Raw genomic sequence first — 26315 nt, 5'->3', positions numbered from 1 at the left:
CGGACCGCAGCTCGGACCACGCCGCGGGCGCCCGGACGTCGCGGCACGTCTCGAGGGGCCCCTCAGCCCTCCGGACGCGCCGTCGCCCGGCCCGGCAGCTCGGACGACGCGACGAGCTCGACCCGCTCGACCGCGACGTCGAGCGGGTCGTCGGGAAGGTCGGGCACGGAGACCGCGAAGACCGCCGGGGCCAGGTCGTCCGTGCAGACGCGGTCCGTCCCCTCCCGCTCGGCGTCCTCGGCGGTGAAGGAGGCGACCTCGAGCACGACCGTGTCGCCGACCCAGCGCGCCGCACGAGGGGTCACGGGGCACGACGAGCTGCCCCGGGTGACCACGAGGAGCTCCTCGGGCGCGTCGGACCGCAGCACGACCGGGCGGGGGTCGTCGGCGTCCGTGGTGGCCGCGGCGCGGTCCACGGTCTCCCGGTGGCGCGGATCCTGCGGGTCGACCGCCGTGACCACCAGCTCCGACGTCGCGCCCGAGGACTCCGACGGGAGCGGTCCGGACGCGTCACCCACCGTGCCGCCGGTACCGCCGCAGCCGACCGCCAGGGCGGCGACCAGGCCGACGGTCCCGACCACCCCGGCACGGGCGGCGGGACGCCGCAGGAGCTCGTGCACGCTCATACCCTGCCTGTGTCGGCAGGACGCAGGGTCTTGCCGTCGACGCCGTCGACGCCGCCGAACGCCGCCGACCGGGTGACCCGGTGATGAACGGCGGCCGCCTACCGTGCCCGCGACGCGCGCAGGCGCTCACCCTTGGTCCGCGCCTGGTCGGCCAGGTCCTCCTGGAACGCGACCATCCGCTCGCGCAGCCGCAGCGCGGCGTCGTCGGTCCCCGACGCGAGGATGCGTGCGGCGAGCAGGCCGGCGTTGCGCGCCCCGCCGATCGAGACGGTCGCGACGGGCACGCCCGCGGGCATCTGCACGATGGACAGCAGCGAGTCCATGCCGTCGAGGTGCTGGAGCGGCACGGGCACGCCGATCACGGGCAGCGCGGTCACGGCGGCCAGCATCCCGGGGAGGTGGGCCGCTCCCCCGGCGCCGGCGACGATCGCGCGCAGGCCGCGCTCCGACGCGGTGCGCCCGTAGTCGACCATCTCGACGGGCATGCGGTGCGCCGAGACGACGTCGACCTCGACGGGCACGTCGAACTCGGCCAGGGCGTCGGCCGCGGCCTGCATCACGGGCCAGTCGGAGTCCGACCCCATGACGATGCCGACGATCGGGTTCTCGTTCACGGTCAGCTCTCCTGGTCCGAAGGGTCGGCGGTCTGCTGCTCGGCGGCCTCGCCGCGCAGGATCGCGGCGGCGGCGACCGCCCGACGGCGCACGGCGTCCAGGTCGTCGCCGCTGACGGTGACGTGCCCGAGCTTGCGACCGGGCCGCACGCCCTTGCCGTAGAGGTTCACCCGCGCGTCCGGGTAGGTCCCGAGCACGTCGGGCAGCGCGTCGGTGAGCTCGTCCAGGGCGGAGCCGAGGACGTTCGCCATGACGGTCCACCGGGCGGTCGGTGCCGTGTCGCCGAGGGGGAGGTCGAGGACCGCGCGCAGGTGCTGCTCGAACTGGCTCGTCACGGCCCCGTCGATGGTCCAGTGCCCGGAGTTGTGGGGGCGCATGGCCAGCTCGTTGACGAGGATGCGCGACGGCGCGGCGTCGCCGTCCGTCCGGCCCGCGCCCGCCGGCACCTCGAACATCTCGACCGCGAGCACGCCGGTCACGCCGAGCCCCTCGGCGATGCGCACGGCCGCGTCGCGGGCCCGCTCGGCGTCGGCGGCGGACAGGTCCGGCGCCGGGGCGACCACCTCGGCGCACACGCCGTCGCGCTGGACCGACTCGACGACGGGCCACGTGCGGACCTCGCCGCGGCCGTCCTCCCCGCCGGACGGCCGGCGCGCGACGAGCACCGCGAGCTCCCGCACGAACGGGACCTTCTCCTCGACGAGGAGCGCCGGCCCGCCGGCCGCGGCGGCGTCGATCCACTCCGCGACCTGCTCGGCGCCGCCGCCTGCCGTCGACACGACCCGCACGCCCTTGCCGTCGTAACCCCCGCGCGACGTCTTGACGACGGCCTCGCCCCCGAGCTCGTCGAGGAACACGGTGAGCGCGGCGCGCGCGGCGTCGGGCTCGGTGGGGAGCGCGGCCCAGCGCGGGCTGGGCACGCCGAGCTCGGTGAGCCGGCGTCGCATGACGATCTTGTCCTGCGCGTGGACGAGCGCGTCGGGACCCGGGCGCACGGGGGTGCCGTGCTCGAGGAGGTCCGTGAGCAGGGCGTTGGGCACGTGCTCGTGCTCGAACGTGAGCACCGCCGCGGGCTCGCCCTCGGCCGGCGCGATGAGCGACCGGATCGCCGCCTCGTCCGACGCCGCGCCCACGGGGGCGTCGGTCACGACCTGGGCCGCCGACGAGCCGGGGTCCTCCACGAGCACCCGCAGGTGCACGCCGAGCTCTCCCGCTGCCGGGGCCATCATCCGCGCGAGCTGTCCGCCGCCGACCACGGCGATCACTGGTGCTGCCACGTGCACACACCCTAGTGCCTGTGCTCGCCGGTGCCCGCGCTCGCCGGCACCCGCCGCCCCCGCGACCACCCGCCGGCACGGCGTGCTGCCCGGCTGGGCCGGTAGCCTCGGTGCCATGGCCCCCGGCTCCCGCTCCGCGCGACAGCGGATCGCCGACCGCGTGCGCGAGCTCGCGAAGTTCGGCTCCGTCGGCGCGCTCGCGTACGTCGTGGACCTCGGCCTGTTCAACCTGCTGAGCTTCGGGCCGGGCGAGGTGCTCGGGCACAAGCCCTTGACCGCGAAGGCCGTCTCGGTCGCCGTCGCGACGCTCGTCTCCTGGCTGGGCAACCGGTACTGGACGTTCTCCGCACGTCGCACGGAGACGCGCGGGCGCGAGCTGACGGCGTTCGTCGTCGTGAACGTGGGCGGCATGCTCATCGCCGTGGGGTGCCTCGCGTTCTCCACGTACGTCCTCGGTCTGACGTCGCCGCTCGCGAAGAACGTGTCCGCCAACGTCGTGGGCCTGGTGCTCGGCACGGCGTTCCGCTACGTGGCGTACCGGCACCTCGTCTTCACCGGGTCGACCGAGCCCGCGGACGAGGACGCCGAGCCCGCGCGGGCCGGCTGACGCCCTGCCGCGCGGAACGCGGGCCTGCAAACCCGGCGTCCCGCCGACGGCGGCGGAGGGGGACGGTCAGCGGCGACGACGGCGGCGACGGGACGGGACGGCCGTACCCGTCGGCAGCACGACGCGCGGGTCGAGCCGCCGGGGCACCCCCGCGAGGAAGAGCGCGAAGACCGGCGGGCGGCGCTGGGCGAGCTCGAGCCGCCCACCGTCCGACGCCGCGAGGTCGCGCGCGAGGGCCAGCCCGAGCCCGGTGCCGGCACCGGACGTCACCTCGCGCTCGAAGATCCGTGGCGCGAGGTCGTCCGGCACCCCGGCGCCCTCGTCGGACACCTCGGTCACCACCGCCCCGCTGGTGCCGGACGGCCGCGCCCGCACCGTCGTCGTGCCCGCGCCGTGCTTGAGCGAGTTCTCGATGAGCGTCGCGAGCACCTGGGCGAGCGCGCCCGGCGTCGCGAGGACCTGGTAGTCGGGAGGGACGTCGACGACGAGCCGCCGCCCCGCCTTCTCGAAGGTCGGGACCCACTCCTCCTCCTGCTGGTGGACCACCTCGAGGAGGTTGACGGCCTCGGTGGTGCCGCCCTGCGCCTGGCGTGACGACTGGAGCAGGTCGTCGACGACTCCCACGAGCCGCTCCACCTGCTCGAGCGAGATGCGGGCCTCCTCCTGCACGGCCGGGTCGTCGGACGCGAGGGAGATCTCCTCCAGGCGCATGCTCAGCGCGGTGAGCGGGGTCCGCAGCTGGTGCGACGCGTCCGCCGCGAACTGCCGCTCGGCCGCGAGCCGCCCGGCGAGCCGGTCCGAGCTGCGGGCGAGCTCCGCCGCGACGAGGTCGATCTCCTCGACCCCGGAGGGCTCCAGCCGCGGTCGTACCTGTCCCGAGCCGAGCTGCTCCGCCGAGGCCGCGAGGTACACGAGCGGCGCGGAGAGCCGGTTCGCCTGCCAGACGGCCATGACGATCCCCGCGGCGAACGCGACGACGGCGGCCGCGACGACGAGGATGACGATCTGGGCGGCGCGCCAGTAGGCCTCCCAGTAGGAGATCTCGACGACCACGAGGGCACCGGACTCCGACGTCGTGGCCGTACGGATCGCGCGGCCCGTCACCTCCTCGCCGGCGCGCAGGAGCGTGCCGTCGGGGAGCTGGACGTACACGGAGGCCGGGATGTCTTTGCCGGCGCCCTGCACGGCCTCCTCGATCGTGACGTCGGGGATCTCCTCGCCCGCGTCGACGCGCCGGTCGACCCGGGTCGCGAGACGGTCGGCGCGTGCCTGGACGTCGTCGGCCTCGCCCTGCAGGACGAACTGCGCCCCGAAGAACGCGAGGGGGAACCCCAGCAGGATCACGGCGACGGCGACCGCCGCCACCGTGGCCTGCAGCATCCGGCGCCGCACGCTACTCCTTGCCCTCCACGACCCGGCGGATCAGCTCTCGCCGGTCTCGAAGCGGAACCCGAGCCCGCGGACCGTCGAGATGTAGCGGGGCGAGTTGGCGTCGTCGCCGAGCTTGCGCCGCAACCACGACACGTGCATGTCCAGCGTCTTCGTCGAGCCCACGGGCTCGGACCCCCACACGTCGCGCATGAGCGCGTCGCGCACGACGACCGACCCGGCGTTGGCGACGAGCACGCGCAGGAGCTCGAACTCCTTCGTGGTCAGGTGCAGCTCGCGCTCGCCCTGGAAGGCGCGGTGCGCGGAGACGTCGACCCGCACGTCCTGCGCGCCCAGCTCCTCCTCGTCCCCCGTCTCGCCGTGGCTGCGCCGCAGCAGCGCCCGCACGCGGGCGAGCAGCTCGGCGAGCCGGAACGGCTTCGTCACGTAGTCGTCCGCCCCGGCGTCGAGGCCGACGACGAGGTCCACCTCGTCGGCCCGGGCGGTGAGCACGAGCACCGGGGTGCTCAGGCCCTTGTGCCGGATCTCGCGCGCGACGTCGAGCCCGTCCATGTCCGGCAGCCCGAGGTCGAGCACCACGATGTCGGCGCCGCTCGCGGAGTCGATCGCCCCTTGACCAGTTCCTTGGACGACGACGTTGTAACCCTCACGTGTCAGCGCACGTGCCAAAGGTTCGGCAATCGCCGGGTCGTCCTCCGCTAGCAGTACGTGGGTCATTCGCTCATGCTAGGGCATCACTACGACTTCGGTCCCCTCGTGAACCGACTCCTGTCCGACCGTGGGCGGACGTCACACGGACGCCCCCTGCCTAGGCTGAGGGGCATGGGGTGGTACGCACGGCTCGGGCAGTGGAACGAGCAGCACAGGTTCGGGGTCGACCTCACCCTCACGCTGCTCGTCGCGGTCGTCTTCATCCCCTCGTCCGCCGCGTTCGCGCCGAGCGCCGGTGCCGTCGACTCCAGCCTCAGCGGTGGCTGGGGGGCCGTCTGGGCCGCGCTCGTGCTCGCCCCGCTGCCCTGGCGGCGCGTGCGCCCGGTGACGTCGGCGGCCGCGGTGTTCGCCGTCGCGCTGCTGCACCTGCTCGCCGGCTACCTCGTCCTGCTCCCCGCGGACTTCGCGGTGCTCGTCGCCCTCTACTCGGTGACGGTCTACGGTCCGCGCTGGGCGCACCGCACGGCGATCGTCTCGGCGCTCGTCGGTGCGGTCGTCCTCGGCCTGGCCCTCGGGGTGCGCACGGGGAGCCTCGCGGACCTCGCGACCATGGTGTTCTTCACGTCGGCCCTCGGCGGCACGACGTTCCTCGCGGTGTGGGCGTTCGGCCTCGTGCGGCGCTCGCGCCGCGAGACCATCGCGGCGCTCGTCGACCGGGCCGAGCGCCTCGAGGTCGAGCGGGACCAGCAGGCGCAGATCGCCACCTCGGCCGAGCGCGCGCGCATCGCGCGCGAGATGCACGACATCGTGGCGCACTCCCTGTCCGTGATCATCGCCCAGGCCGACGGCGGCCGGTACGCCGCGGCGTCCGACCCCGCGGCCGCGCAGCGGGCGCTGACGACCGTGTCCGAGACCGGCCGCGCGGCGCTCGCCGACATGCGCCGCCTGCTCGGCGTCCTGCGCACCGAGGCACCGCGCACGGTCGCCGGCCCGTCCGCGAGACCGTCGGCGCTCGGTGCCGGTCCGCCGCCGCCCCCCGCGCCCGGCGGGCTCCTGCCCCCGGGCACGGCCCGAGGGCTGACGGACCCCGCGGTCGCGGCCCTCGAGCGGGCTCCGCAGCCCGACACCGCCGACCTCGAGACGCTCGTCGCGCAGGTGCGCGACAGCGGCCTGCGCGTGTCCCTCGTCCGGGTCGGCGAGACGCGGACCCTGCCGCCCGGCGCCGGCCTCACGGTCTACCGCGTGTGCCAGGAGGCGCTGACGAACGTGCTCAAGCACGCCGGTCCCGACCCGACCGTGACGGTCGTCGTGCGCTGGGACGCGACCTCGCTCTCCCTCCTCGTCGAGGACGACGGCCGCGGCGCGGCCGCGGAGCCCCCGGGCGCCGCGCCGGGGCGGTCGGGCGGCTACGGCCTGCTCGGCATGCGCGAGCGCGCCGCCCTGTTCGGCGGCAGCGTGACGACCGGCCCGCGCCCCGGCGGCGGGTTCCGTGTCCACCTCACCCTTCCGGTCCCGCCGGTGACCCGCGCGCGCCGGGCCCGCGCCGTCGGGCACGACGCCGACCCCCGCGGCGGGCCCCGCCACGGGCCCGGCGGCCACCCTCCCCACCCCGACCACCGACAGGACGCCATGACCGACGCCACCGCCCTCCTCCCGTCCGACGAGCCCGCGAGCGCCCCGGTGCGCGTCGCGCTCGTCGACGACCAGCAGCTCGTGCGCGCCGGGTTCCGCATGGTCATCGACTCCCAGCCCGACCTGCAGGTCACGGTCGAGGCGGGCGACGGCCTGCAGGCGCTGCGGCTCCTCGCCGACCACCCGGTCGACGTCGTGCTCATGGACGTGCGCATGCCGCACCTCGACGGCCTGCAGACGACGGCACGGCTCACCGCGGCCGCCGCCGACGGGGTGCACGTCCCCCGCGTCATCGTCCTCACGACGTTCGACCTCGACGAGTACGTCCTGGAGGCGATCCGGACCGGCGCGAGCGGCTTCCTGCTCAAGGACGCCCCGCCGGAGGAGATGCTCGCGGCCATCCGCACGGTGCACCGCGGGGACGCGGTGATCGCGCCCTCCTCGACACGACGTCTCCTCGAGCACCTCGTCACGGCGCTGCCCGCCGAGCAGGTCGCGGACTCCCCCGCGCACGCGGCCGTCGAGGGCCTGACGGAGCGCGAGCGCGAGGTGCTCCTGCTCATGGCGCGCGGCCGGTCCAACACGGAGATCGCGAGCGACCTGTTCGTCGCCGAGGCCACGGTCAAGACCCACGTCGGCCGGATCCTCGCCAAGCTCGGTGCGCGCGACCGGGTCCAGGCCGTCGTGACGGCCTACGAGACCGGGCTCGTGCGACCCGGCGCCTGACGTCGTACGACCACGGGATGACGCCGGGACCTGCAGGTCCCGACCGACGCGGGACGCGACGCCGGGGGTCCGGTCCGTAGCGTCGAGGACGTTCCCGGGCGACGTCCCGGGCGCACCTCTCGAGACATCCCCACAGCAGCTGACACCAGGAGACGACGTGGACACGACCGTGTACCGACCCGCCGAGCCCGCACCCGACGGCGGTCCCGGAACGAGGACGGCCGGCCCTGCGGTGCGCGCCCGCGCGCTGCGCAAGACCTACGGCACGGGCGAGGCGGTCGTGCGCGCGCTCGACGGCGTGGACGTGGACTTCGAGCGCGGGCACTTCACCGCGATCATGGGCCCGTCCGGCTCGGGCAAGTCGACGCTCATGCACCTGCTCGCCGGGCTGGACTCGGCGACGGACGGGCACGCCTTCATCGGCGACACCGACGTCACGCGCCTGAACGACAACGCGCTCACGCAGCTGCGCCGCGACCGGGTCGGCTTCGTGTTCCAGTCGTTCAACCTGCTGCCGATGTTCACGGCGGAGCAGAACATCACGCTGCCGGTGGAGCTCGCCGGCGGCACGGTCGACCGCGCGTGGTTCGACACCCTGGTGGGGACGCTCGGCCTGCAGGCGCGCCTCACGCACCGGCCGAGCGAGCTCTCGGGCGGCCAGCAGCAGCGCGTCGCCATCGCGCGCGCGCTCATCGCGGCCCCGGAGGTCGTGTTCGCGGACGAGCCGACGGGCAACCTCGACTCGCGCTCCGGCGCCGAGGTGCTCAGCTTCCTGCGCCGCAGCGTCCGCGAGCTCGGCCGCACGATCATCATGGTCACGCACGACCCGGCGGCCGCCGCGTACGCGGACCGTGTCGTGCTCATCGCGGACGGCCGGATCGCCGGCGACATCGCCGACCCGACGCCCGAGTCCGTGCTCGCCGGGCTCGACGCGCTGCGCACGCTCGAGGCCCCGGCGCCGGGCGAGCACCGCGACGGCTTCGCGGCGGCCGGCGGGGCGGTGCGCGCCTGATGCTCCGCCTCACCCTGGCGCAGATGCGCCGCAGCCTGGGCCGCCTCACCGCGGCCGGCATCGCGATCGTCATCGGGACGGCCTTCGTCACGGCGACGCTCATCGCGGGCAACGTCATCACCCGGACCACCAACGACTCGATCGCCGCGCAGTTCGCCGACGCGGACCTCGTGGTGTCCGCCCCCGGCGAGCTCACCGCCGCGGACGTCGACGCGCTCGCCGACGCCGAGGGCGTCGAGGCGGTCGACGCCGTGCAGCTGACCTACCTGGACCTGTCGAACGGCTCGAAGCGCGTCTTCCAGATGGGGGTCCCGGCGCCGTCGGACCCGCGGTTCCAGGCGCTGGAGGTCGTCGAGGGCTCGCTCCCGAGCGCGCCCGGACAGCTCGCGCTGCCCGAGAGCGTCGCCGAACGCCTCGACGTCGCGGTGGGCGACACCGTCGTGAGCCTGCGCAACGTGTGGGACGACTCGGCACCCGACGGCGGGGCGTACGAGGAGCTCCGCGACGAGCTGACGGTCGTCGGCACGACGGACGACCCGTACGGCGCGTACGCCCAGATGGGAGGCGCGGCGGTCCTGTCGGCCGCCGACCTGGCCGCGTGGGAGGACGCCCAGCGGTCCCCGGAGGACGCCGAGCGCACCTACTCCGCCGCGATGGTGGGGCTCGCACCCGGCACGGACCTCGAGGCGGCCCGCACGGCGCTGGTCGCGCAGGGCCCGGACGGGTCGCGGGCCGTCACGCCGTCCGAGCACGCGCAGGACGTCGCGCGCAGCATGACGGGAGACCGCGACGTGTTCACGTACGTCATCCTCGGCTTCGCCGCGGTGGCCCTGATCGTCGCCGCGCTCGTCATCGCGAACACGTTCCAGGTGCTCGTCGCCCAGCGCACCCGCACGCTCGCGCTGCTGCGCGCCGTCGGGGCGAACAAGGCGCAGCTCGCGCGCTCGGTGCTCTCCGAGGCGACGATCCTCGGCGTGGCGTCGTCCGTGGGCGGCGTCCTGCTCGGCGCCCTGCTCACGCAGGTCGCGCTGCTCGTCGCCCGCGGCGCCGACCTCGGCGTGCCCGTCCCCGCGACGATCACGGTCACCCCGGCGGTCGTGCTCGTGCCGCTCCTCGTCGGCACGCTCGTCACGCTCGTCGCGTCCCTGGCACCGGCCCGCGCGGCGACCCGCGTCGCACCGCTCGAGGCGCTGCGCCCGGCCGACGCCCCGAGCGTGCGCGGCGGCGGACGCGTGCGCCTCGTGCTCGCGTCCCTCCTCACGCTCGGTGGCGCCGCGCTCCTCGCGGGCGGGATCGTGCTGGGTGCCGACAGCCCCGAGGCCGGGATCCTCGTCGGGGTCGCGGGCGGCGCGCTGTCGTTCGTCGGCGTGCTCGTCGGTGCCGTGTTCTGGCTCCCGAAGGTCGTCGCGCTCGTCGGCCGCCTCCTCGCGGGCACCGGGTCGACGGCACGCCTCGCCGCGGCGAACACCCTGCGCAACCCGCGGCGCACCACGGCGACCAGCACCGCCCTGCTCATCGGCGTCACGCTCGTCGCGATGATGTCCACCGGGGCCGCGAGCGCCCGGTCCAGCCTCGACTCGGCGCTCGACGACCAGTACCCCGTGGACGTGATGGTCGCGGCCGACAACTACGGGTCGACGGACCAGGCCGTCCCCGACACGGTCGTGCGCGCGGTGTCCGAGGTGGACGGCGTCGCGGGCGTCGTCGGGCTCACCGGGACGGAGGTCACGCTGCCCGACGGGGGCTACGCCTCGGTGCACGGCGTGGATCCCGCGGAGGCGCTCGACGTCGTCCGCTCGCCCGAGACGCTCGAGGCGTTCGGCGAGGGCACGGTCATGGTGCCCGAGTACTCCGCCGAGTCGTACGGCGTCTCCGACGGCGACGAGCTGACGCTCACCGGACCGACCGGCGAGACGGTCGAGCTCACGGCCCACGTCGGGGCGATCGGCGACCGCTGGCTCATGACCACCGCCGACGCCCTGGCGGTCGACCCGTCGGCCGTCGTCTCGCGCCTGTGGGTCGGCCTCGGCTCGCCCGACGACGCGATGCAGGTGGTGCCCGCGATCCAGGACGCGATCGTCGGGACGGACGCGCCCGTGGAGGTGATCGGCGTCGCGGTCGAGCGCGCGACGATGCAGCAGGTCATCGACACGATCCTCGCGGTGATCATCGGGCTGCTCGCCGTGGCGGTCGTCATCGCCCTCATCGGCGTGGCGAACACGCTCTCGCTGTCCGTCATCGAGCGGCGGCGCGAGTCCGCGACGCTGCGCGCGATCGGGCTCAGCCGCTCGCAGCTGCGCTGGATGCTGGCGCTCGAGGGCATGCTCATCGCGGGCGTCGGCGCGCTGCTCGGGATCGTGCTCGGCGTGCTCTACGGCTGGGCCGGGTCGGCGACCGCGCTGAGCATCATGGGCGACGTGTCGCTCACGGTGCCGTGGCGGGACATCGCGCTCGTGCTCGTCGTGGCCCTCGTGGCCGGGCTCGTGGCCTCCGTGGTCCCCGGTCGGACGGCGGCCCGGACGTCCCCGGTCGCGGCGCTCGCCGTGGACTGACCTCGCGGAGGTCCCCGACGGGACCGGCGGGCGCCCCTGTGGACGGTTGTCCACAGGGGCGTCCGTCGTCGGGGCGCGGGGGCGCCCGGCGCGACAGGATCGGCGCGTGACCGCCCCGACCGCTCCCGCCGCCCCGCGGCTCCTCGCCGCACCGCCGGCTCCGTCACCACGCGCGGCGGGCGCGGTGCGGGTCACCCTGCGACCGGGCACGGACGTGCTGGTCGACGTCGGCGTCCGGCTCGGCGACGCACGACCGGCGCTCGCGGACCTGACGTGCCGACCGGAGCTCCTCGCCGCGCGGCTGCACGTCGACGGCGTCCCCGTCGACGACGACCAGCGGTGCGGCACCCGGCCCCTGCTGCCGGGCGTCACGCTGGGCACGGGCGACGGACGCGGGGGCGCCTCCCGCTCCGGCGCCGCCGACGTCCTCGCCGCCCCGTGGCACGTCGCCGTGCTCAGCGGTCCTCGCGCCGGCCGCCTCGTGCCGGTACCGGGGCACGTGCCGGTGCCGGTGGCTCGCCCGACCGGGCCGGGCCGGCGGACCGGTGCCGACCGACGGACCGGCGCCGACGGGCCGGCGAGGGCGACGGCCCGCGACGGCGCGGCCGTCGTCGTGGTCGACGCGCTCGCGGCGCGCACGGCCCGGTCGCGGCGCGGGCACGCGGTGCTCGTCCGAGGGCCGCGCAGCGCGTACCGCGTGCGGGCGGCAGACCCGGGCGACGGCGCCGCCGGGATCTCGAGGCGGCGGCGCCGTCGCCTCTCGCCGCGACGGGCGACCCGCTGGCGCGAGGGGTACGTCGTCGTGCACGGCCCGGCGACCTATGCGCTGCGCCCGCGCCCGCACCTCGAGCTCGCGCCCCGCGGTGCAGACCCGGGCTCGGACGCCGCCACGCCGGCGGTCCCCGAGGCGCCGCGCCGGTGGACCGCGCACCTCGCGACGGCGCTCACCCCGGCCGTGGCGTCGCTCGCGCTCGCGGTGACGCTCCGCCAACCGCTCTACGCGCTGCTCGCCCTCGTCGGTCCGCTCGCGGTCCTGGTCCCGGCGCTCGTGGACGCCCGCCGGCGCGCGGGCACGGGCAGGCCGGCACCGCCCCTCCCGCCCGACCCCCTGCGACCTCGCCCCGCCGACCTGCTGGCGTGGGCGGCGGTCGCCCACCTGGCCCCCGACGGCGCCTCGCCGGACGCTCCCGACCGGACCGCACCCGTGGCCGGGTCGGCCGGCGGCCGGACCGACGGAGGACCGACCGGGGCGGCGCCGACCGGGGCGGGCGCGGTGCCCCGCGTGCGGCTCCCGGACGGCTGCGTGGCGGTGGTCGGCCCGCGTTCCGCCGCCCTCGCGGCAGCGCGCGCCGTGCTCGCCGAGCTGCTCTGCTCCGGGGCGGCGCTGACGGTCCGGCACGCCCCCGGTGCGGCGCCCGACTGGTCCTGGTGCCGGTGGCTGCCGCGGAGCGCGCTCGTCCGGACCCTCGACGACGCCGTGCTCGACGTCGCGAGGGTGCTCGTCGTCGACGGCGACCTCGCGCCCGGCGAGCTCGCCGCCGCGTGGGACCGGCTCGGCCCGGCGGGCGCGCGCCTCGTCCTCGTGGCCCGCGACGTGGGCGCCGTGCCCGCGTGGTGCCGCACCGTCCTGGAGGTCGGCGGCGCCACCGCCGTGCTGACCGGTGCGGACGGCGTCGGTGCCCCGGTGCCGTACGTCGGCGTGGACGTCGGGTGGGCCGAGGAGCTCGCGCGTCACCTCGCCGCGGCCGAGCACCTCGGGAGGCTCCGTCCGCCCGGGGTCACGGCGGCCCCGGACGGCTGCGACCCCGCCGCACCGTCCCTCCCGGACGACGTCTCGCTCGCCGAGCTCCTGGGCGTGCCCCCTGACCCCGGGCCCGACGGCGCGGCGACCGTCGTCTGGGTCGCGGACCGGTGGCAGCGCGCCACGACGCGCGACGGCCGAGGCCTCCCGGTCCCGATCGGCGTCGGGCCGGACGGGACGCCGGTGGTCGTGGACCTCGTCGGCGACGGCCCGCACGTGCTCGTGGCGGGCACGACCGGGGCCGGCAAGTCCGAGCTGCTCCAGACGCTGGTCACCGGGCTCGCGCTCGGCCGCTCGCCCGCCGAGGTGACGTTCGCGCTCGTCGACTTCAAGGGCGGTGCGAGCTTCGGCGCGTGCGGGAGGCTGCCGCACGTCGTGGGTCAGGTGACGGACCTCGACCCCGGTCTCGCCGGACGCGCGCTCGCCGGGCTCCGCGCCGAGCTGCGTCGCCGGGAGCACGTCCTCGCCGCCACGCGCGCGGCGGACGTCGACGACCTCCCCGCGGGCACGCTGCCCCGGCTCGTCGTGGTCATCGACGAGTTCCGCGCGCTCGCCGACGAGCTGCCCGACTTCCTCCCGGGGCTCCTGCGCGTCGCCGCCCAGGGCCGCTCGCTCGGCGTCCACCTCGTGCTCGCGACGCAGCGCCCCGCGGGCGCCGTGAGCGCGGACGTGCGCGCCAACATCACGCTGCGGCTCGCGCTGCGCGTCGTCGACGCCGCGGACTCGCGCGACGTCGTCGAGTCGCCCCACGCGGCGCAGATCCCCGCCAGGACGCCCGGCCGCCTCGTGGTGCGGTGCGGTGCCGCCCCGCCCGTCGCGCTCCAGGGCGCTCGCGCCGGCGCACCCCTGCCGACGCGCACGGCCGGGGTCCGCGCCGCACCGGCGTGGGGCGCCCCGCCGCCGCTCGACGACCGGCCCGCAGCCGGGACAGCGGGAGACCGGGGGGCGCCCGACACGCTCTCGCTGCTGGTGGACGCCGCCCGGACCGTGGCCGACCGGGCCGGCATGACGACGCCCAGCCCCCCGTGGCTGCCCGCGCTGCCCGACGAGGTCCGCGCGCGCGACCTCGACGCCGTGCACGACGTCGGAGCGCCGCACGAGGTCCGTGCAGCGGACGCCGTCGCCACCGAGGCGCTCCCCCTCGCTCTCGGCGACGACCCCGACCACCAGCGCCGCGTCGTCGTCCGCTGGGACCCGCGGGACGGGCACCTCGCCGTCCTCGGCCGGTCGCGTTCCGGACGGACGACGACGCTGCTCGCCCTGGCGCACGCCGCCCTCCGGGAGGGCTGGCACGTGCACGCGATCGGTGCGCGGCTCGACGGGCTCGCGGTGCACCCGCGCGTGGGAACGGTCGTCGCCCGCTCCGACGCGCGGCGCGTCGCGCGGCTCCTGCGCCTCCTCGCGCGCCACGACGACGCGCAGGTCCGGCCGGACGGCGCCCGACCGACCGCTCGCACGCTCGTGCTCGTCGACGACGTCGAGGCGGTCCGTGCGACGGTGTCGTCGCTCGCGGGCGGTGCGGGAGCCGACCTGCTCGCCGAGGCGCTCGCCGAGTCCGGGGCGGCCTTCGCCCTCGCGGGTTCCGGTCCCACGGTGGCCGGGCTGGCCGGGCACGTCGGGGTCCGGGCGGTCCTGTCGTCGCGCGACCGCCACGACGACGTGTCCCTCGGCGTGCCCGCTCCGCTGGCGGGACGAGGTGGCCCTCCCGGTCGGGCGGTGTGGGTCGGGCCGGGGGAACCGCTCCTCTGCCAGGTCGTCCGGCCGGACGCCGGTCCCCGGGACGTCCGTCCTCCGACCGTCCGTCCTCCGACCGTCGGTCCTCCGACCGTCCGGCCGCTGCGGCTCGCCGCCCTGCCGGACCGGGTCCTCGCCGGCGCGCTGCGCTTCCCCGTCCGGCCCGCGGCGCACGCGGGCCCGGCCGGCAGGTCCGGCACGGTGGGCGCCGTCGGTGCGGTGGGCGCCGTCGGTGCGGTGCCCGTGGGCGTCGGCGGCGACGCCGCCACGGTCCTGACGCTCGACGCGAGCCGCGGCGCGCTGGTCGTGGGGCCGCCCGGCAGCGGTCGCACGACGGCGCTCGCCCTGCTCGCCCGGCACGCGGCGGCGGCGGGCGTGCTGCGCGGGGTCCTCGCCCGCGACCCGTCGTGGGAAGACGTCGCGGACCTGGGGGTCCCCGTCGCGGGACGCTTCTCGCCGGCAGAGGTCGGGCGCCTCCTGGACGCGGTCGCCGCGCCGGGATCGCCGTCGAGCACGACGGGCCAGCCCGTGCTCGTCGTCGACGACCTCGACCTGCTCGCGCAGCTCTGCGTGCTCGAGGCCGACCGTGTCGCCGCGCTGTGCCGGGAGGGCGTGCGCCTCGTCGCCTCGGCCACGACGGGTGCTGCCGCCATGGCGCTGCGCGGTCCGCTCGCCGAGCTGCGCGCGCAGCGCGCGGGGATCGTCCTCGCCCCCGCGGAGCGCGGGAGCGGCGAGGTCTTCGGTCACGACCTGTCCTGGCTCACCGACCCGGGACGGCCGCGACCGGGGCGCGGCGTCCTCGTCGACGGCGCGGTGCTCGCCCCGGTGCAGGTCGCCGTCCCGGAGGGGCCCTGAGGGTTCAGGCCGCCGGACGGGCGTCCCGGGTCGTCGCCTCGACGACGCGCGGCAGGAGGAGGAGCACGAGGACGAGGACGGCGAGCGCCAGCGCTACCACGACCCACGCCGTGGCCCCGACCTGCATCGAGCTGATCGCGACGACGGCCTGCAGGATCTGCCACGTGGCGACCGGGGACCTGGCCCACCGACGGCCCTGCAGGAGGCCGCGGACGCACAGCACGAGGAGGGACGCGACACCGAGCGCGAACACCACGAGGAACAGGCTCACGCCGACCGAGAGCGACCCCCCGGCGACGAGCTCCACGAGCACGAGGACGCCTCCCACGACGAGCGCGAGGGCCTCGGCGAGGACGCCGACGACGAGGGCGAGGAGGGCTGCGGGGCGGCCCCCGGGGCCAGGCTCGGGACGGGCTTCTGGGGCGGGTCGAGAGGGCACGATCACCCAGCGTACGCCGCGACCTGCGGCTTCACTCCCCTGTGACGCACACCTCACGATTCATCCGGAGGAAACTTCCTCGTAACCCCTTGTGCTCGTCTTCACGAGGTGTGAACCTGGTTCAAGCATCAATTACCCCCGCTCGGAACCTGGCCTTGCGGCGCCCACCGCGCAGCGTCATCACCTGCGTCCAGGTTCCCCCCGTACCGAGGAGACACACCATGGACTGGCGCCACCGCGCAGCCTGCCTGGACGAAGACCCCGAGCTGTTCTTCCCGATCGGCAACACGGGCCCCGCCCTCCTGCAGATCGAGGAGGCGAAGGCCGTGTGCCGTCGCTGCGACGTCGTCGACACGTGCCTCAAGTGGGCGATCGAGTCGGGCCAGGACGCCGGCGTCTGGGGCGGTCTGTCCGAGGACGAGCGCCGCGCGCTCAAGCGCCGCACCGCCCGGGCCCGCCGCGCGGGCTGAGGCCGCGCCGCGCGTCCGTCGCGCCGCAGCACCTTCACGAAGGGCCGTCACCCACCGGGTGGCGGCCCTTCGTCGTGGCACGACCCGGGGGCACGACCCGGGGGCCCGTCCCGGGCCGGAGCCCAGCTCGCGCCGTCAGGCGTGCCGGGACCCGGCGCCGTCGCGCAGGACGAGCTGCAGCACGACCTGCGTGCCCCCGCCCGGACGCGCGCCCCACTCGATCGAGCCGCCGAGCTCGTTCGTCACGAGGGTCTGGACGATCTGCGAGCCGAGCCCGCTCTTCGCGACGCGGCCCGCGTGGGCCACGCCGCCGTCGGGCATGCCGATCCCGTCGTCGGAGACGACGATGCGGACCGCGGAGCCGTCGCGGTCGACGGCCACCTCGACCGTCCCCGACTCCTGCTTCGCCAGGCCGTGCTCGACCGCGTTCGTGACGAGCTCCGTGAGGACGAGCGCCAGCGCGGTCGCGTCCTCGGCGGGGACGAGGCCGAAGCTGCCCGTGCGCACGGTGCGCACGCTCGTGTCGGCGGACGCGACGTCGGCGGCGAGGCGCAGGGCGCGGCCGACCATGTCGTCGAACTCGACCTCCTCGTCCAGGGTCTGCGACAGGCTCTCGTGGACGAGCGCGATGGTCGCGACGCGGCGCATCGCCTCCTCGAGCGCGGCGCGCGCCTCGGGGATGTCCATCCGCCGGGCCTGGAGCCGCAGGAGCGCGGCGACGGTCTGCAGGTTGTTCTTCACGCGGTGGTGGATCTCGCGGATCGTCGCGTCCTTGGTGATGAGCTCGCGCTCGCGCCGCCGCAGCTCCGACACGTCCCGGCACAGCAGGACCGCGCCGATGCGCTGGCCCGACTCCGTGAGCGGCAGGGCGCGCAGCGACAGGGCGACGCGGTGCGCCTCGATGTCGGTGCGCCACGGCGCGCGGCCCATGACGACGAGGGGCAGGGACTCGTCGACCGTCCGTTCGTGCTCGATGAGGTCGGTCGTCACCTCGACGAGCGACCGGCCGACGAGCGGGCCGATGACGCCGAGGCGGTGGAAGCAGCTCAGGGCGTTGGGGCTCGCGTAGAGCACCTCGCCCTCGGAGTTGAGGCGGATCAGCCCGTCACCCACGCGGGGGGCGCCGCGGCGCGGGCCCGTGGCCGCGTTCGGGAACGGGAACTCGCCGCGCGAGATCATCGCGATGAGGTCGTCGGCCGCCTCGACGTAGTTGAGCTCGAGCCGGCTCGGGGTGCGGCCGCTGCCGAGGTTGGTCTGGCGCGCGACGACGGCGATCGCCCGGCCCTCGTGGACGACGGGGATGGCCTCCTCGCGCACGGCGTACGCCCCGAACCAGCGGGGCTCGCGCGAGCGCTGCGAGCGCGCCTCCGTGAGGGCGCGCTCGAGCTGGGGGCGCTGACCGTCGGGGGCGAGCGATCCGACGATGTCGTCGTAGTGGACGGTCGCGCCCGTCGAGGGACGGCACTGGGACACGGCGACGAAGTTGCCGTCCTGCGTGGGGAGCCACAGCACGAGGTCGGCGAAGGCGAGGTCGGAGATCACCTGCCAGTCCCCCACGAGCAGGTGGAGCCACTCGTTGTCACCGGCGCTGAGGTCGGCGTGGCGGGAGATGAGGTCACTCATGGCAGACACGGACCCCAGCGTAGTTGTGCGCAGCCCGTTAGAGTCCCGATGAGCGCCCGCGCCCCGGGCGCGCCCCCGAGGAGGTCCTGTGCACCTGAGCGTCGAGCTGCGCTATCCCGCACCCGTCCAGGAGGTCGGAGCGATGCTCGCCGACGAGTCGTTCGTCCGGTGGCGCGCCGAGCGGTCGGGCGGGCCCGGCGCGGCCGTCGTGCAGGTCGACGTCACGGGCGGCGCCGCGGCGGGCTTCACCGTCGCCGTGCGCCGCGAGCTCCCGACGGACCAGATCCCGGCGCACGTGCGCGGCTTCGTCGGGGGACGCCTGGAGATCCGCCAGGCCGAGGCGTGGGAGCCGGAGCGCGACGGCGTCCGCACGGGCACGGTGTCCCTGGAGATCACCGGGGCACCCGTCCGGCTGACGGGCACCGTCCGGCTCACGCCCGCGCCCGACGACCCGACCTCGACCGTGCAGACGTACACCGGGGAGATCAAGGCCTCCGTCCCGCTGTTCGGCGGTGCGATCGAGGAGGCCGCGGCGGAGGCCGTGCGCGGCGCGCTCGCCGCGGAGGAGCGCGCAGGGCGCGAGTGGCTCTCCCGCTGACGGCCCGCCGAGGGGTCTCGAACCGGTAACAATTTCGGCCGCATCCGGGGCCCGCACGACTCCGGCGCGCTCCTGACCTGCGACGATGCGGGTATGGGAGCGCGCCCACCGCGATCCGCCGCAGGGCGGCGCTTGACACGCCCCACCCGGCCCGAGCACCATCGAGCCACGTTCGTGGAAGCGCTACCACTCTGGAGTGGGAGCGCTGCCATCCCGTCCCACCGACAAGGGAGTCACCGTGCTGAGCAGCACCCGTTCGACCCGCCGGTCCCGCAAGGCGATCTCCGCCGCTGCGGGCCTCGCGGCCATCACCCTCACCCTCACCGCGTGCTCGAGCGGCACGGGTTCCGACGACGAGACGTCCGCGTCGAGCGACGAGGAGATCACCCTCACCGTCGCGACGTTCAACGACTTCGGCTACACCGACGAGCTGCTCGCGGCGTACTCGGAGGAGCACCCCAACGTCACGGTCAAGCAGACGAAGGCCGCCAAGTCGGAGGACGCGCGGACCAACCTCACGACGAAGCTCGCCGCCGGTGGCGAGGGTCTCGCCGACATCGAGGCGATCGAGGTCGACTGGCTCCCCGAGCTCATGCAGTACCCCGACCTCTTCGAGGACCTGTCCGACGACGCGCTCGAGGGCCGCTGGGTGGACTGGAAGGTCCAGCAGGCGACGACGACCGACGGCAAGCTCATCGGCTACGGCACCGACATCGGCCCGAGCGCGATCTGCTACCGCCAGGACCTCTTCGAGGCCGCCGGCCTCGAGAGCGACCCGGCCGCCGTCGCCGAGCTGCTCGGTGGCGAGGACGCGACGTGGGACGACTACTTCGCCGCCGGCGCGCAGTTCGTCGAGGCGAGCGACGCGGCCTGGTACGACTCGGCCATGTCGATCTCGCAGGGCATGGTCAACCAGATCGACAACGCCTACGAGGAGTCCGACGGCACGCCGAAGGACCTCGCGGAGAACACCGAGATCAAGGACATCTACGACACCGTCCTGGAGCAGTCCACGACGAACGGCCTGTCCGCCGGCCTCGAGCAGTGGTCCGCCGACTGGGACGCCGCGTTCCAGAACGACGGCTTCGCGACGATGATCTGCCCGGCCTGGATGACCGGTCCGATCGAGGAGCGCTCGGGCGGCGTCGCCGGCTGGAACGTCGCCGACGTGTTCCCCGGTGGCGGCCTCAACTGGGGCGGCTCGTTCCTCACGGTCCCGGCCACGGGCCCGAACGCGGAGGCGGCCAAGGAGCTCGCCGCGTGGCTGACCGACCCGGCGCAGCAGACCACGGCCTTCGAGAACGCGGGCACCTTCCCGTCGCAGGTCGAGGCGCAGGAGTCCGAGGCGGTCCAGTCCTTCACGAACGAGTTCTTCAACGCCGCCCCGGTCGGTGAGATCTTCGTGAACCGTGCGCTCGCGATCGACGGCGCCCCGTTCAAGGGCGCGAACTACTTCGCGATCCACACGACGGTGCAGGACGGCATCAAGCGCGTCGACGTCGAGAAGACCGACGACGCCGCGTCCTCGTGGGACAAGACGCTCCAGTCCTTCCAGGACCTGGGTCTCTGACCTGACGGGGCCGGGCCGGCGCGCACGCGTCGGCCCGGCCCCCGCCGTGCGTCCTCGGGCGCACCCGCCCGCCCACCGCACCGCGTCGCTCGCCGGACGACGACGCCACCCGCCGCACAGGAACTCACATGGCCGTCCTCACCCCCACCCAGCCCTCACCCGGGCTCCGCGGGCCGAAAGAGCGCGCACCGCGCCGCCTCGGCTTCTCCCAGCGCATGAGCCGCTGGGACGTCAAGGTGTCCCCCTACCTCTACATCTCGCCGTTCTTCGTGCTCTTCGCGATCACGGGCCTGTTCCCGCTCGTCTACACGGCCGTCGTGTCGGTGTACGACTGGAACCTCCTGGGTGGCCAGGGCGACTTCGTCGGTCTCCAGAACTACTCCGACGTCCTCGCGCAGCCCACCTTCTGGAAGTCGCTGCGCAACACGCTCTCGATCTTCGTGCTCTCGTCCGTGCCGCAGGTGATCGCCGCGATCGCGATCGCCGCCCTGCTGGACCAGAACCTGCGCACCGCGACGTTCTGGCGCATGGGCGTCCTGCTCCCCTACGTCGTCGCGCCGGTCGCCGTCTCGATGATCTTCGGCCGCCTGTTCGCCGACCAGTACGGCCTCATCAACGAGCTCCTCGGCCTCGTCGGCGTGGAGCCGATCCGCTGGCACGCCGACGCCCTGGCGAGCCACGTCGCGATCTCGTCGATGGTCAACTTCCGCTGGACCGGCTACAACGCGCTGATCTTCCTCGCCGCGATGCAGGCCGTGCCGCGCGAGCTCTACGAGGCCGCGATCATCGACGGCGCGGGCCGCGTCCGCCAGTTCTTCTCGGTGACGGTCCCGCAGATCCGCGCGACGATCATCTTCGTCGTCATCACGTCGACCATCGGTGGCCTGCAGATCTTCGACGAGCCGCGCATGTACGACGCGCAGGGCCTCGGCGGCGCCGACCGGCAGTGGATGACGACCGTGCTGTACCTGTACGACGTCGCGTGGGGCAACCAGAAGAACTTCGGCCGAGCGGCCGCGATCGCCTGGCTGCTGTTCCTGCTCATCCTGCTCATCGGGATGGTCAACTTCCTCGTGACCCGACGGATCTCGACCTCGGGAGCGCCCACGGGCGACTCGCGACGGGAGCGCCGTCGACGCGCGGCGCGCGCCCGCGCCGAGCTCGCCTCGTCGTCGCAGCCGACCGCCCCCGCCCGTCACGTCGGACCGTCGGCAGGCGGCTCGACGCCCAGCACCACCGATCGGAGGAAGCGATGAGCTCCGTCCCCGTCGTCGCCCAGACCGCCGGGCCGGGCGCCGCGCGCGCCGCAGCCCGCCGCCGTTCCGCAGGCAAGAACGTCGGCGGCACCCAGCGCCGTCCTCGTTGGGTCACGTACACGCTGCTCGGCATCGTCCTGCTGATCTCGGTCTTCCCGCTGTACTTCACCCTCATCCTGGGGTCGTCGACCCCGGAGGAGATCTCCCGCAACGCCCTGCCGCAGCTCCTGCCGGACTCGAGCCTCTTCACCCAGTTCGCGGCGGTCATCAGCTCGGACGCGATCAACTTCTGGAAGGCGGCGTGGAACTCCGTCGTCATCGCGGTGATCACGTCCCTGTCGGTCGTGCTGTTCTCGACGCTCGCCGGGTTCTCGTTCTCCAAGCTCCGGTTCAAGGGGCGCGGCCCGCTCCTGGTGTTCGTCATCGCCACGATGGCGGTCCCCACCCAGCTCGGCGTCATCCCGATGTACATCCTCATGTCGGACCTCGGGTGGATCGGCAAGCTGCAGGCGGTCATCGTGCCGGCCCTCGTCACGGCGTTCGGCGTGTTCTGGATGACGCAGTACCTCGGCGAGGCCCTGCCGTACGAGCTCATCGAGGCCGCGCGCGTCGACGGCGCGTCGATGTTCCGCACGTTCTGGTCGATCGCCCTGCCCGCGGCGCGCCCCGCCGCCGCGATGCTCGGCCTGTTCACGTTCGTCCAGCAGTGGACCAACTTCTTCTGGCCGTCCATCGTGCTCAACCAGAACAATCCGACGCTGCCCCTCGTCGTCCGGTCCCTGCAGTCGAACTTCTTCGTCGACTACTCGCTCGTCATGGCGGGCATCTTCCTCGTGACGCTGCCGCTCATCGTGATCTTCATGTTCACGGGACGCCAGCTCGTCGCGGGCATCATGCAGGGCGCCGTCAAGGGCTGACACCGCCCCGTCACCGCACCGGCCCACCGGGCGGGCTCCTGACCGGGGCCCGTCCGGTGGTCCCCCGTACCTTTCGAAGGACAATCGACCCATGAGCCTCTTCGTCCCGTCCACGCCGCTCGCGCCCAACCCGGCGACGGCCACCGGCCGCGTCGAGATGCCGCACGGATTCCTCTGGGGCGCGGCGACCGCGTCCTTCCAGATCGAGGGTGCCGCGCAGACCGACGGCCGCACGGACTCGGTGTGGGACGCCTTCGCCCGCGTCCCCGGCGCGGTGGTGAACGGCGACGACGGCCTGGTCGCGTGCGACCACTACCACCGGTACCGCGAGGACGTCGCGCTCATGCGGGACCTGAACCTCGGCGCCTACCGCTTCTCGAGCTCGTGGGCCCGCGTCCGGCCGGACGGCGGCGCGGTGAACCCGCAGGGGCTCGCGTTCTACGACCGCCTCGTCGACGAGCTGCTCGACGCCGAGATCCTCCCGTGGATCACGCTCTACCACTGGGACCTGCCGCAGGCGCTGGAGGACAAGGGCGGGTGGACGAACCGCGACACCGCGTCCCTGTTCGCGGAGTACGCCGTGACGATGCACGAGGCGCTCGGGGACCGGGTCGGCGTGTGGACGACCCTCAACGAGCCGTGGTGCTCCGCGTTCCTCGGGTACACCGCGGGGGTGCACGCCCCGGGTCGCCGGTCGCGCCCGGACGGTCTCGCCGCGGCCCACCACCTCCTGCTCGGGCACGGCCTCGCGGTGCAGGCGCTGCGCGAGCGCGCGCCGCAGGCGAACCTCGGCATCACCCTGAACTTCACGGTGGCGGACCCGGTCGACCCGGCCGACCCCGCCGACGTCGACGCCGCCCGCCGGATCGACGGCCAGTTCAACCGGATCTTCCTCGACCCGCTGTTCCGCGGCGCCTACCCGCAGGACGTGCTGGACGACGTCGCGCCCTACGGGCTGCTCGACCACGTCCGGGACGGCGACCTCGAGACCATCTCGACCCCGATCGACACGCTCGGCGTCAACTACTACAACGGCGGCGCGTTCTCGGCCCGCCCGCAGGAGACGGGCTCGGCGGACGGCGGCACGCGTCCCGAGGGCGTGCGCGCGGCCGACGACGAGGCGACCGCCAGCGTCCCGGTGCGCGAGACGTCGTCGCCGTACCCCGCCGCGGACGGGGTGCACGGTCACTCGCGCGGCCTGCCCCTCACGGACATGGGCTGGGAGGTCCAGCCCGAGGGCCTGACGCGCCTGCTCACGCGCCTGCAGGAGGAGTACACGGGCCCGCTCGGCGTGAGCATGTACGTCACGGAGAACGGCGCGGCCTACCCCGACACGGTCGAGACCGACGGGTCGGTCGACGACCAGGACCGGCTCGGGTTCCTCGACGCGCACCTGCGCGCGACGAAGGACGCGATCGACGCCGGCGCGGACGTGCGCGGGTACTTCGCGTGGTCGCTCATGGACAACTTCGAGTGGGCCCTGGGCTACACGAAGCGCTTCGGCATCGTCCGCGTCGACTACGGCACGCAGGAGCGCACGGTCAAGGCCAGCGGCCGGTGGTACGCGCGCGTCGCCCAGGCGAACGCCGTGCCCGCCCGGGACGACGCGCAGGACGACGCGGGGCACTGATGAGCGCCCTGACGCCGTCGCGTCCCGCTCCCAGGACCATCGGGAGCGGGACGCGGGATACTGGTCGGATGAGCACTCCGAGCATCGCCCCGACCCTGGACGAGGTGGCCCAGGCGGCGGGAGTCTCCCGGTCGACGGCGTCACGCGCGATCAACGGCGGTCTGCGCGTCTCCCCCGAGGCGCAGGCGGCGGTCGACGCCGCCGTCGCCGAGCTCGGCTACACGCCGAACCGTGCCGCACGGTCGCTCGTGACGCGCCGGACCGACTCGATCGCGCTCGTGGTCCCCGAGCCCGATGAGCGCATCCTCACCGACCCCTTCCTCGCCGGCACGATGCGGGGCGTCAGCGCGGCGCTCGGCGGGACGGACCTCCAGCTCGTCCTCCTGTTCGCGCGGCCGGACGAGCAGCCCGGGCGGATCGTGCGCTACCTGCGCAGCGGCCACGTCGACGGCGCGATCGTGGCCTCGCACCACCGCGACGACGAGCTCGAGGAGGCGCTGCTCGCGACGCGGCTGCCCGCGGTGTTCGTCGGCCGCCCGTTCCGCCCGACCCCGGACCTCGTCTACGTGGACGTCGACAACGTCGAGGGCGGACGGCTCGCCGCCCGGCGCCTCGTCGAGGCGGGGTGCCGCCGGATCGCCACGATCGCGGGGCCGCAGGACATGACCGCGGGCGTCGACCGGCTCACGGGCTGGCGCGAGGTGCTGCGCGACGCCGGCCTGCCCGACGACGCGGTCGAGGTGGGCGACTTCGCCGCCTCGGGCGGAGCCACCGCGATGGAACGGATCCTCGCGGAGCACCCGGACGTCGACGGCCTCTTCGCCGCGTCGGACCTCATGGCCGAGGGCGCGATGCGCGTCCTCGCCCAGCACGGGCGCAGCGTCCCGGGGGACGTCTCCGTGGTCGGCTTCGACAACCTCGCGAACGCCGCGACGACGTCGCCGCCGCTCACCACGGTCCAGAACCCGATGGTCGAGATGGTGCGCAACGCGACCGACCTCCTGCTCGACCTCGTCGCGCACCGCTCGGACGAGGTCAGCTCGTGCGTGCTCTCGCCCGAGCTCGTGGAGCGCGCCTCCGTCTGACGACGCCCCGTGGGCGGCCGGTCGTAGCGTGAGGACGTGACCAGGAACGACCCCGCCTCGCGCGCGGGCGCGCCCTTGCGCGTCACGCGTGCCGCCGTCCTCGCCTTCCGCCGGCACGCGCAGGAGCTGGACCGCGACCCCGGTCCCGCCCGTTCCCCGCTGGACGCGGCGGTCCTCGACCTGGGCGTCCAGGACACCGGTCCCGACGGCGCGCGCTGGGCCCTCGAGCTGCGCGGGGCTCCCCCGGCGGGACCCGGCGACCTCGCGCTCGCCTGGACGCTGCGCGGCGCGCCGCACGCGTACCGTCGTACCGATCTCGGGTCCGTCGCGGTCGCCACGGCGCCGCTGTCGGAGGCCGACGCCGCGAAGCGCGTGTACGACGCGAGTCGCCCGCTGCGCGCGGCCGGGACCTCCGTGCTCGACGCGCTGCGCACCGTCGCCGAGAACGAGCGCGCGATCGTGACGTCACCGACGGTCAAGGGCGAGCTGTCCACCCGGCTCACCGAGCGGCTCACCGAGCCCTACCTGCGCTGGTGCCGATCCTGCGACGCGACGCACAGCTACGAGATGACGTTCCGGCTCGCGGCCCTGCAGGCCGGGCTCGAGCTCGAGCCCGGCACCTCGCCGCCGGTCCTGCGGCGCGCGGCCGGGCTCGACGCCCCGCTCTACCGGCGGCTGGCCGACGAGGCGGACCCGCGGCTCGACGTCGTGCGTGGGTACCTGCGCCTGCTCGGCCCGGCGAGCGTGCAGGACGTCGCGGCGTTCCTCGACGCGCCGGTCCGCGACGTGCGGGCCGCCTGGCCCGAGGACGCGGTCGCCGTGGACGTGGTGGACGGGGACGCCTCCGGCGAGGGCCGGCGCGCGCAGCGGTGGGTTCTCGCCGACGACGCGGACACGCTCGCCGGTGCGGCGGACCGGCTCTCCGACGCCGACGGCGCAGAACGGGTCCGCCTCCTCGGTCCGTACGACCTCTACGTCCAGCTTCGGGACCGCCGGCTGCTCGTCCCGGACGCGTCTCGTGCGCAGGACCTGTGGCGCACCCTGGGTCGCCCGGGAGCCGTGCTCGCCGGGTCCGAGGTGGTCGGGACGTGGCGGCCCCGGGCGTCGGGCCGGCGGCTCGCCGTCGTCACCGATCCCTGGACCGCCTGGGACACGGCGCTCGACACCGCCGTCGTCGCCCAGGCCGAGCGGCTCGCCGCCTTCCGCGGGGCGTCGACGGTGGACGTCGTGCGCTCCGCCTGACGCCTCGCC

General features: G+C 75.1%; 20 protein-coding genes and 1 pseudogene. 14 read left to right on the top strand and 7 right to left on the bottom strand.

Features of this window, described 5'->3' with window-relative positions:
- Window positions 1-62: 62 nt before the first annotated feature.
- The 3 genes from ACWPWV_RS11540 to ACWPWV_RS11530 all read right to left on the bottom strand — a co-directional run bounded on the left by ACWPWV_RS11540 (window position 63) and on the right by ACWPWV_RS11530 (window position 2517).
- Complete coding sequence (locus tag ACWPWV_RS11540; protein ID WP_454043128.1) at window positions 63-626, bottom strand: hypothetical protein; 564 nt, start codon at window positions 624-626, stop codon at window positions 63-65.
- 98 nt (window positions 627-724) lie between these two features.
- Window positions 725-1210 carry a 5-(carboxyamino)imidazole ribonucleotide mutase gene (purE, locus tag ACWPWV_RS11535; protein ID WP_454044525.1) on the bottom strand — a complete coding sequence of 162 codons (486 nt, stop codon included), beginning with the start codon at window positions 1208-1210 and terminating at the stop codon, window positions 725-727.
- 32 nt (window positions 1211-1242) lie between these two features.
- On the bottom strand, window positions 1243-2517 hold the full coding sequence (locus ACWPWV_RS11530; RefSeq protein WP_454043127.1) for a 5-(carboxyamino)imidazole ribonucleotide synthase: 1275 nt from the start codon (window positions 2515-2517) through the stop codon (window positions 1243-1245).
- Window positions 2518-2632: 115 nt separating this feature from the next.
- Between ACWPWV_RS11530 and ACWPWV_RS11525 the strand changes: the two genes are divergently transcribed.
- Entirely contained in the window at window positions 2633-3124 is a 492-nt protein-coding gene (locus ACWPWV_RS11525; protein WP_454043126.1) for a GtrA family protein, read from the top strand.
- Between the two features lie 66 nt (window positions 3125-3190).
- On the opposite strand, the gene ACWPWV_RS11520 is transcribed toward ACWPWV_RS11525, so the two are convergent.
- Complete coding sequence (locus ACWPWV_RS11520; RefSeq protein ID WP_454043125.1) at window positions 3191-4516, bottom strand: ATP-binding protein; 1326 nt, start codon at window positions 4514-4516, stop codon at window positions 3191-3193.
- Window positions 4517-4546: 30 nt separating this feature from the next.
- On the bottom strand, window positions 4547-5230 hold the full coding sequence (locus ACWPWV_RS11515; RefSeq protein WP_251150375.1) for a response regulator transcription factor: 684 nt from the start codon (window positions 5228-5230) through the stop codon (window positions 4547-4549).
- Window positions 5231-5236: 6 nt separating this feature from the next.
- On the opposite strand from ACWPWV_RS11515, the pseudogene ACWPWV_RS11510 reads away from it, so the two are divergent.
- The 5 genes and pseudogenes from ACWPWV_RS11510 to ACWPWV_RS11490 all read left to right on the top strand — a co-directional run.
- Window positions 5237-6667 (top strand): annotated as a pseudogene (locus tag ACWPWV_RS11510) (sensor histidine kinase); the annotation flags it as partial.
- Between the two features lie 126 nt (window positions 6668-6793).
- On the top strand, window positions 6794-7522 hold the full coding sequence (locus tag ACWPWV_RS11505) for a response regulator (protein ID WP_454044524.1): 729 nt from the start codon (window positions 6794-6796) through the stop codon (window positions 7520-7522).
- Between the two features lie 157 nt (window positions 7523-7679).
- Window positions 7680-8534, top strand: coding sequence for an ABC transporter ATP-binding protein (locus ACWPWV_RS11500; RefSeq protein ID WP_454043124.1), 855 nt, complete (start codon window positions 7680-7682; stop codon window positions 8532-8534).
- Window positions 8534-11086 (top strand): ABC transporter permease, encoded by a 2553-nt coding sequence (locus ACWPWV_RS11495; RefSeq protein ID WP_454043123.1) that lies wholly within the window; start codon window positions 8534-8536, stop codon window positions 11084-11086. The genes ACWPWV_RS11500 and ACWPWV_RS11495 overlap by 1 nt, the downstream gene beginning before the upstream one ends.
- A 106-nt stretch (window positions 11087-11192) precedes the next feature.
- Entirely contained in the window at window positions 11193-15476 is a 4284-nt protein-coding gene (locus tag ACWPWV_RS11490) for an FtsK/SpoIIIE domain-containing protein (protein ID WP_454043122.1), read from the top strand.
- Between the two features lie 4 nt (window positions 15477-15480).
- On the opposite strand, the gene ACWPWV_RS11485 is transcribed toward ACWPWV_RS11490, so the two are convergent.
- Window positions 15481-15915, bottom strand: a complete 435-nt coding sequence (locus ACWPWV_RS11485; protein WP_454043121.1) for a hypothetical protein — start codon at window positions 15913-15915, stop codon at window positions 15481-15483.
- 221 nt (window positions 15916-16136) lie between these two features.
- Here ACWPWV_RS11485 and ACWPWV_RS11480 point away from each other — a divergent pair, with 221 nt between their 5' ends.
- Window positions 16137-16385, top strand: a complete 249-nt coding sequence (locus ACWPWV_RS11480) for a WhiB family transcriptional regulator (protein WP_021481972.1) — start codon at window positions 16137-16139, stop codon at window positions 16383-16385.
- Between the two features lie 135 nt (window positions 16386-16520).
- On the opposite strand, the gene ACWPWV_RS11475 is transcribed toward ACWPWV_RS11480, so the two are convergent.
- Window positions 16521-18008: a sensor histidine kinase gene (locus tag ACWPWV_RS11475; RefSeq protein ID WP_454044523.1), complete on the bottom strand. Its 1488-nt coding sequence runs from the start codon at window positions 18006-18008 to the stop codon at window positions 16521-16523.
- A gap of 88 nt (window positions 18009-18096) precedes the next feature.
- Here ACWPWV_RS11475 and ACWPWV_RS11470 point away from each other — a divergent pair, with 88 nt between their 5' ends.
- From ACWPWV_RS11470 to ACWPWV_RS11440, 7 genes are all read left to right on the top strand, one after another.
- Window positions 18097-18606 (top strand): DUF2505 domain-containing protein, encoded by a 510-nt coding sequence (locus tag ACWPWV_RS11470; protein WP_454043120.1) that lies wholly within the window; start codon window positions 18097-18099, stop codon window positions 18604-18606.
- Window positions 18607-18844: 238 nt separating this feature from the next.
- Entirely contained in the window at window positions 18845-20176 is a 1332-nt protein-coding gene (locus tag ACWPWV_RS11465) for an ABC transporter substrate-binding protein (RefSeq protein ID WP_454043119.1), read from the top strand.
- A gap of 128 nt (window positions 20177-20304) precedes the next feature.
- Window positions 20305-21432 (top strand): carbohydrate ABC transporter permease, encoded by a 1128-nt coding sequence (locus ACWPWV_RS11460; protein ID WP_454043118.1) that lies wholly within the window; start codon window positions 20305-20307, stop codon window positions 21430-21432.
- A complete protein-coding gene (locus ACWPWV_RS11455; RefSeq protein WP_454043117.1) occupies window positions 21429-22349 on the top strand; it encodes a carbohydrate ABC transporter permease in 921 nt (306 codons plus the stop codon). The genes ACWPWV_RS11460 and ACWPWV_RS11455 overlap by 4 nt, the downstream gene beginning before the upstream one ends.
- Window positions 22350-22440: 91 nt before the next feature.
- On the top strand, window positions 22441-23979 hold the full coding sequence (locus ACWPWV_RS11450; protein WP_454043116.1) for a glycoside hydrolase family 1 protein: 1539 nt from the start codon (window positions 22441-22443) through the stop codon (window positions 23977-23979).
- A 68-nt stretch (window positions 23980-24047) separates the two neighbouring features.
- A complete protein-coding gene (locus ACWPWV_RS11445; protein WP_454043115.1) occupies window positions 24048-25064 on the top strand; it encodes a LacI family DNA-binding transcriptional regulator in 1017 nt (338 codons plus the stop codon).
- Window positions 25065-25100: 36 nt separating this feature from the next.
- Complete coding sequence (locus tag ACWPWV_RS11440; protein ID WP_454043114.1) at window positions 25101-26306, top strand: DNA glycosylase AlkZ-like family protein; 1206 nt, start codon at window positions 25101-25103, stop codon at window positions 26304-26306.
- Window positions 26307-26315: the final 9 nt, after the last annotated feature.

This window comes from Cellulosimicrobium sp. Marseille-Q8652 (assembly GCF_965112045.1).
Note: the sequence above shows the minus strand (reverse complement) of the source record. Positions and strands in the feature narration are given on the sequence as shown.

Excerpts from the sequence above, each read along its gene's own strand:
- ACWPWV_RS11450 (WP_454043116.1), top strand. The coding sequence starts at position 22,441 with ATGAGCCTCTTCGTCCCGTCCACGCCGCTCGCGCCCAACCCGGCGACG.
- ACWPWV_RS11460 (WP_454043118.1), top strand. The coding sequence starts at position 20,305 with ATGGCCGTCCTCACCCCCACCCAGCCCTCACCCGGGCTCCGCGGGCCG.
- ACWPWV_RS11475 (WP_454044523.1), bottom strand. The coding sequence starts at position 18,008 with ATGAGTGACCTCATCTCCCGCCACGCCGACCTCAGCGCCGGTGACAAC.
- ACWPWV_RS11505 (WP_454044524.1), top strand. The coding sequence starts at position 6,794 with ATGACCGACGCCACCGCCCTCCTCCCGTCCGACGAGCCCGCGAGCGCC.
- ACWPWV_RS11480 (WP_021481972.1), top strand. The coding sequence starts at position 16,137 with ATGGACTGGCGCCACCGCGCAGCCTGCCTGGACGAAGACCCCGAGCTG.
- ACWPWV_RS11445 (WP_454043115.1), top strand. The coding sequence starts at position 24,048 with ATGAGCACTCCGAGCATCGCCCCGACCCTGGACGAGGTGGCCCAGGCG.
- ACWPWV_RS11540 (WP_454043128.1), bottom strand. The coding sequence starts at position 626 with ATGAGCGTGCACGAGCTCCTGCGGCGTCCCGCCGCCCGTGCCGGGGTG.
- ACWPWV_RS11515 (WP_251150375.1), bottom strand. The coding sequence starts at position 5,230 with ATGACCCACGTACTGCTAGCGGAGGACGACCCGGCGATTGCCGAACCT.
- ACWPWV_RS11455 (WP_454043117.1), top strand. The coding sequence starts at position 21,429 with ATGAGCTCCGTCCCCGTCGTCGCCCAGACCGCCGGGCCGGGCGCCGCG.
- ACWPWV_RS11525 (WP_454043126.1), top strand. The coding sequence starts at position 2,633 with ATGGCCCCCGGCTCCCGCTCCGCGCGACAGCGGATCGCCGACCGCGTG.
- ACWPWV_RS11495 (WP_454043123.1), top strand. The coding sequence starts at position 8,534 with ATGCTCCGCCTCACCCTGGCGCAGATGCGCCGCAGCCTGGGCCGCCTC.
- purE (WP_454044525.1), bottom strand. The coding sequence starts at position 1,210 with ATGGGGTCGGACTCCGACTGGCCCGTGATGCAGGCCGCGGCCGACGCC.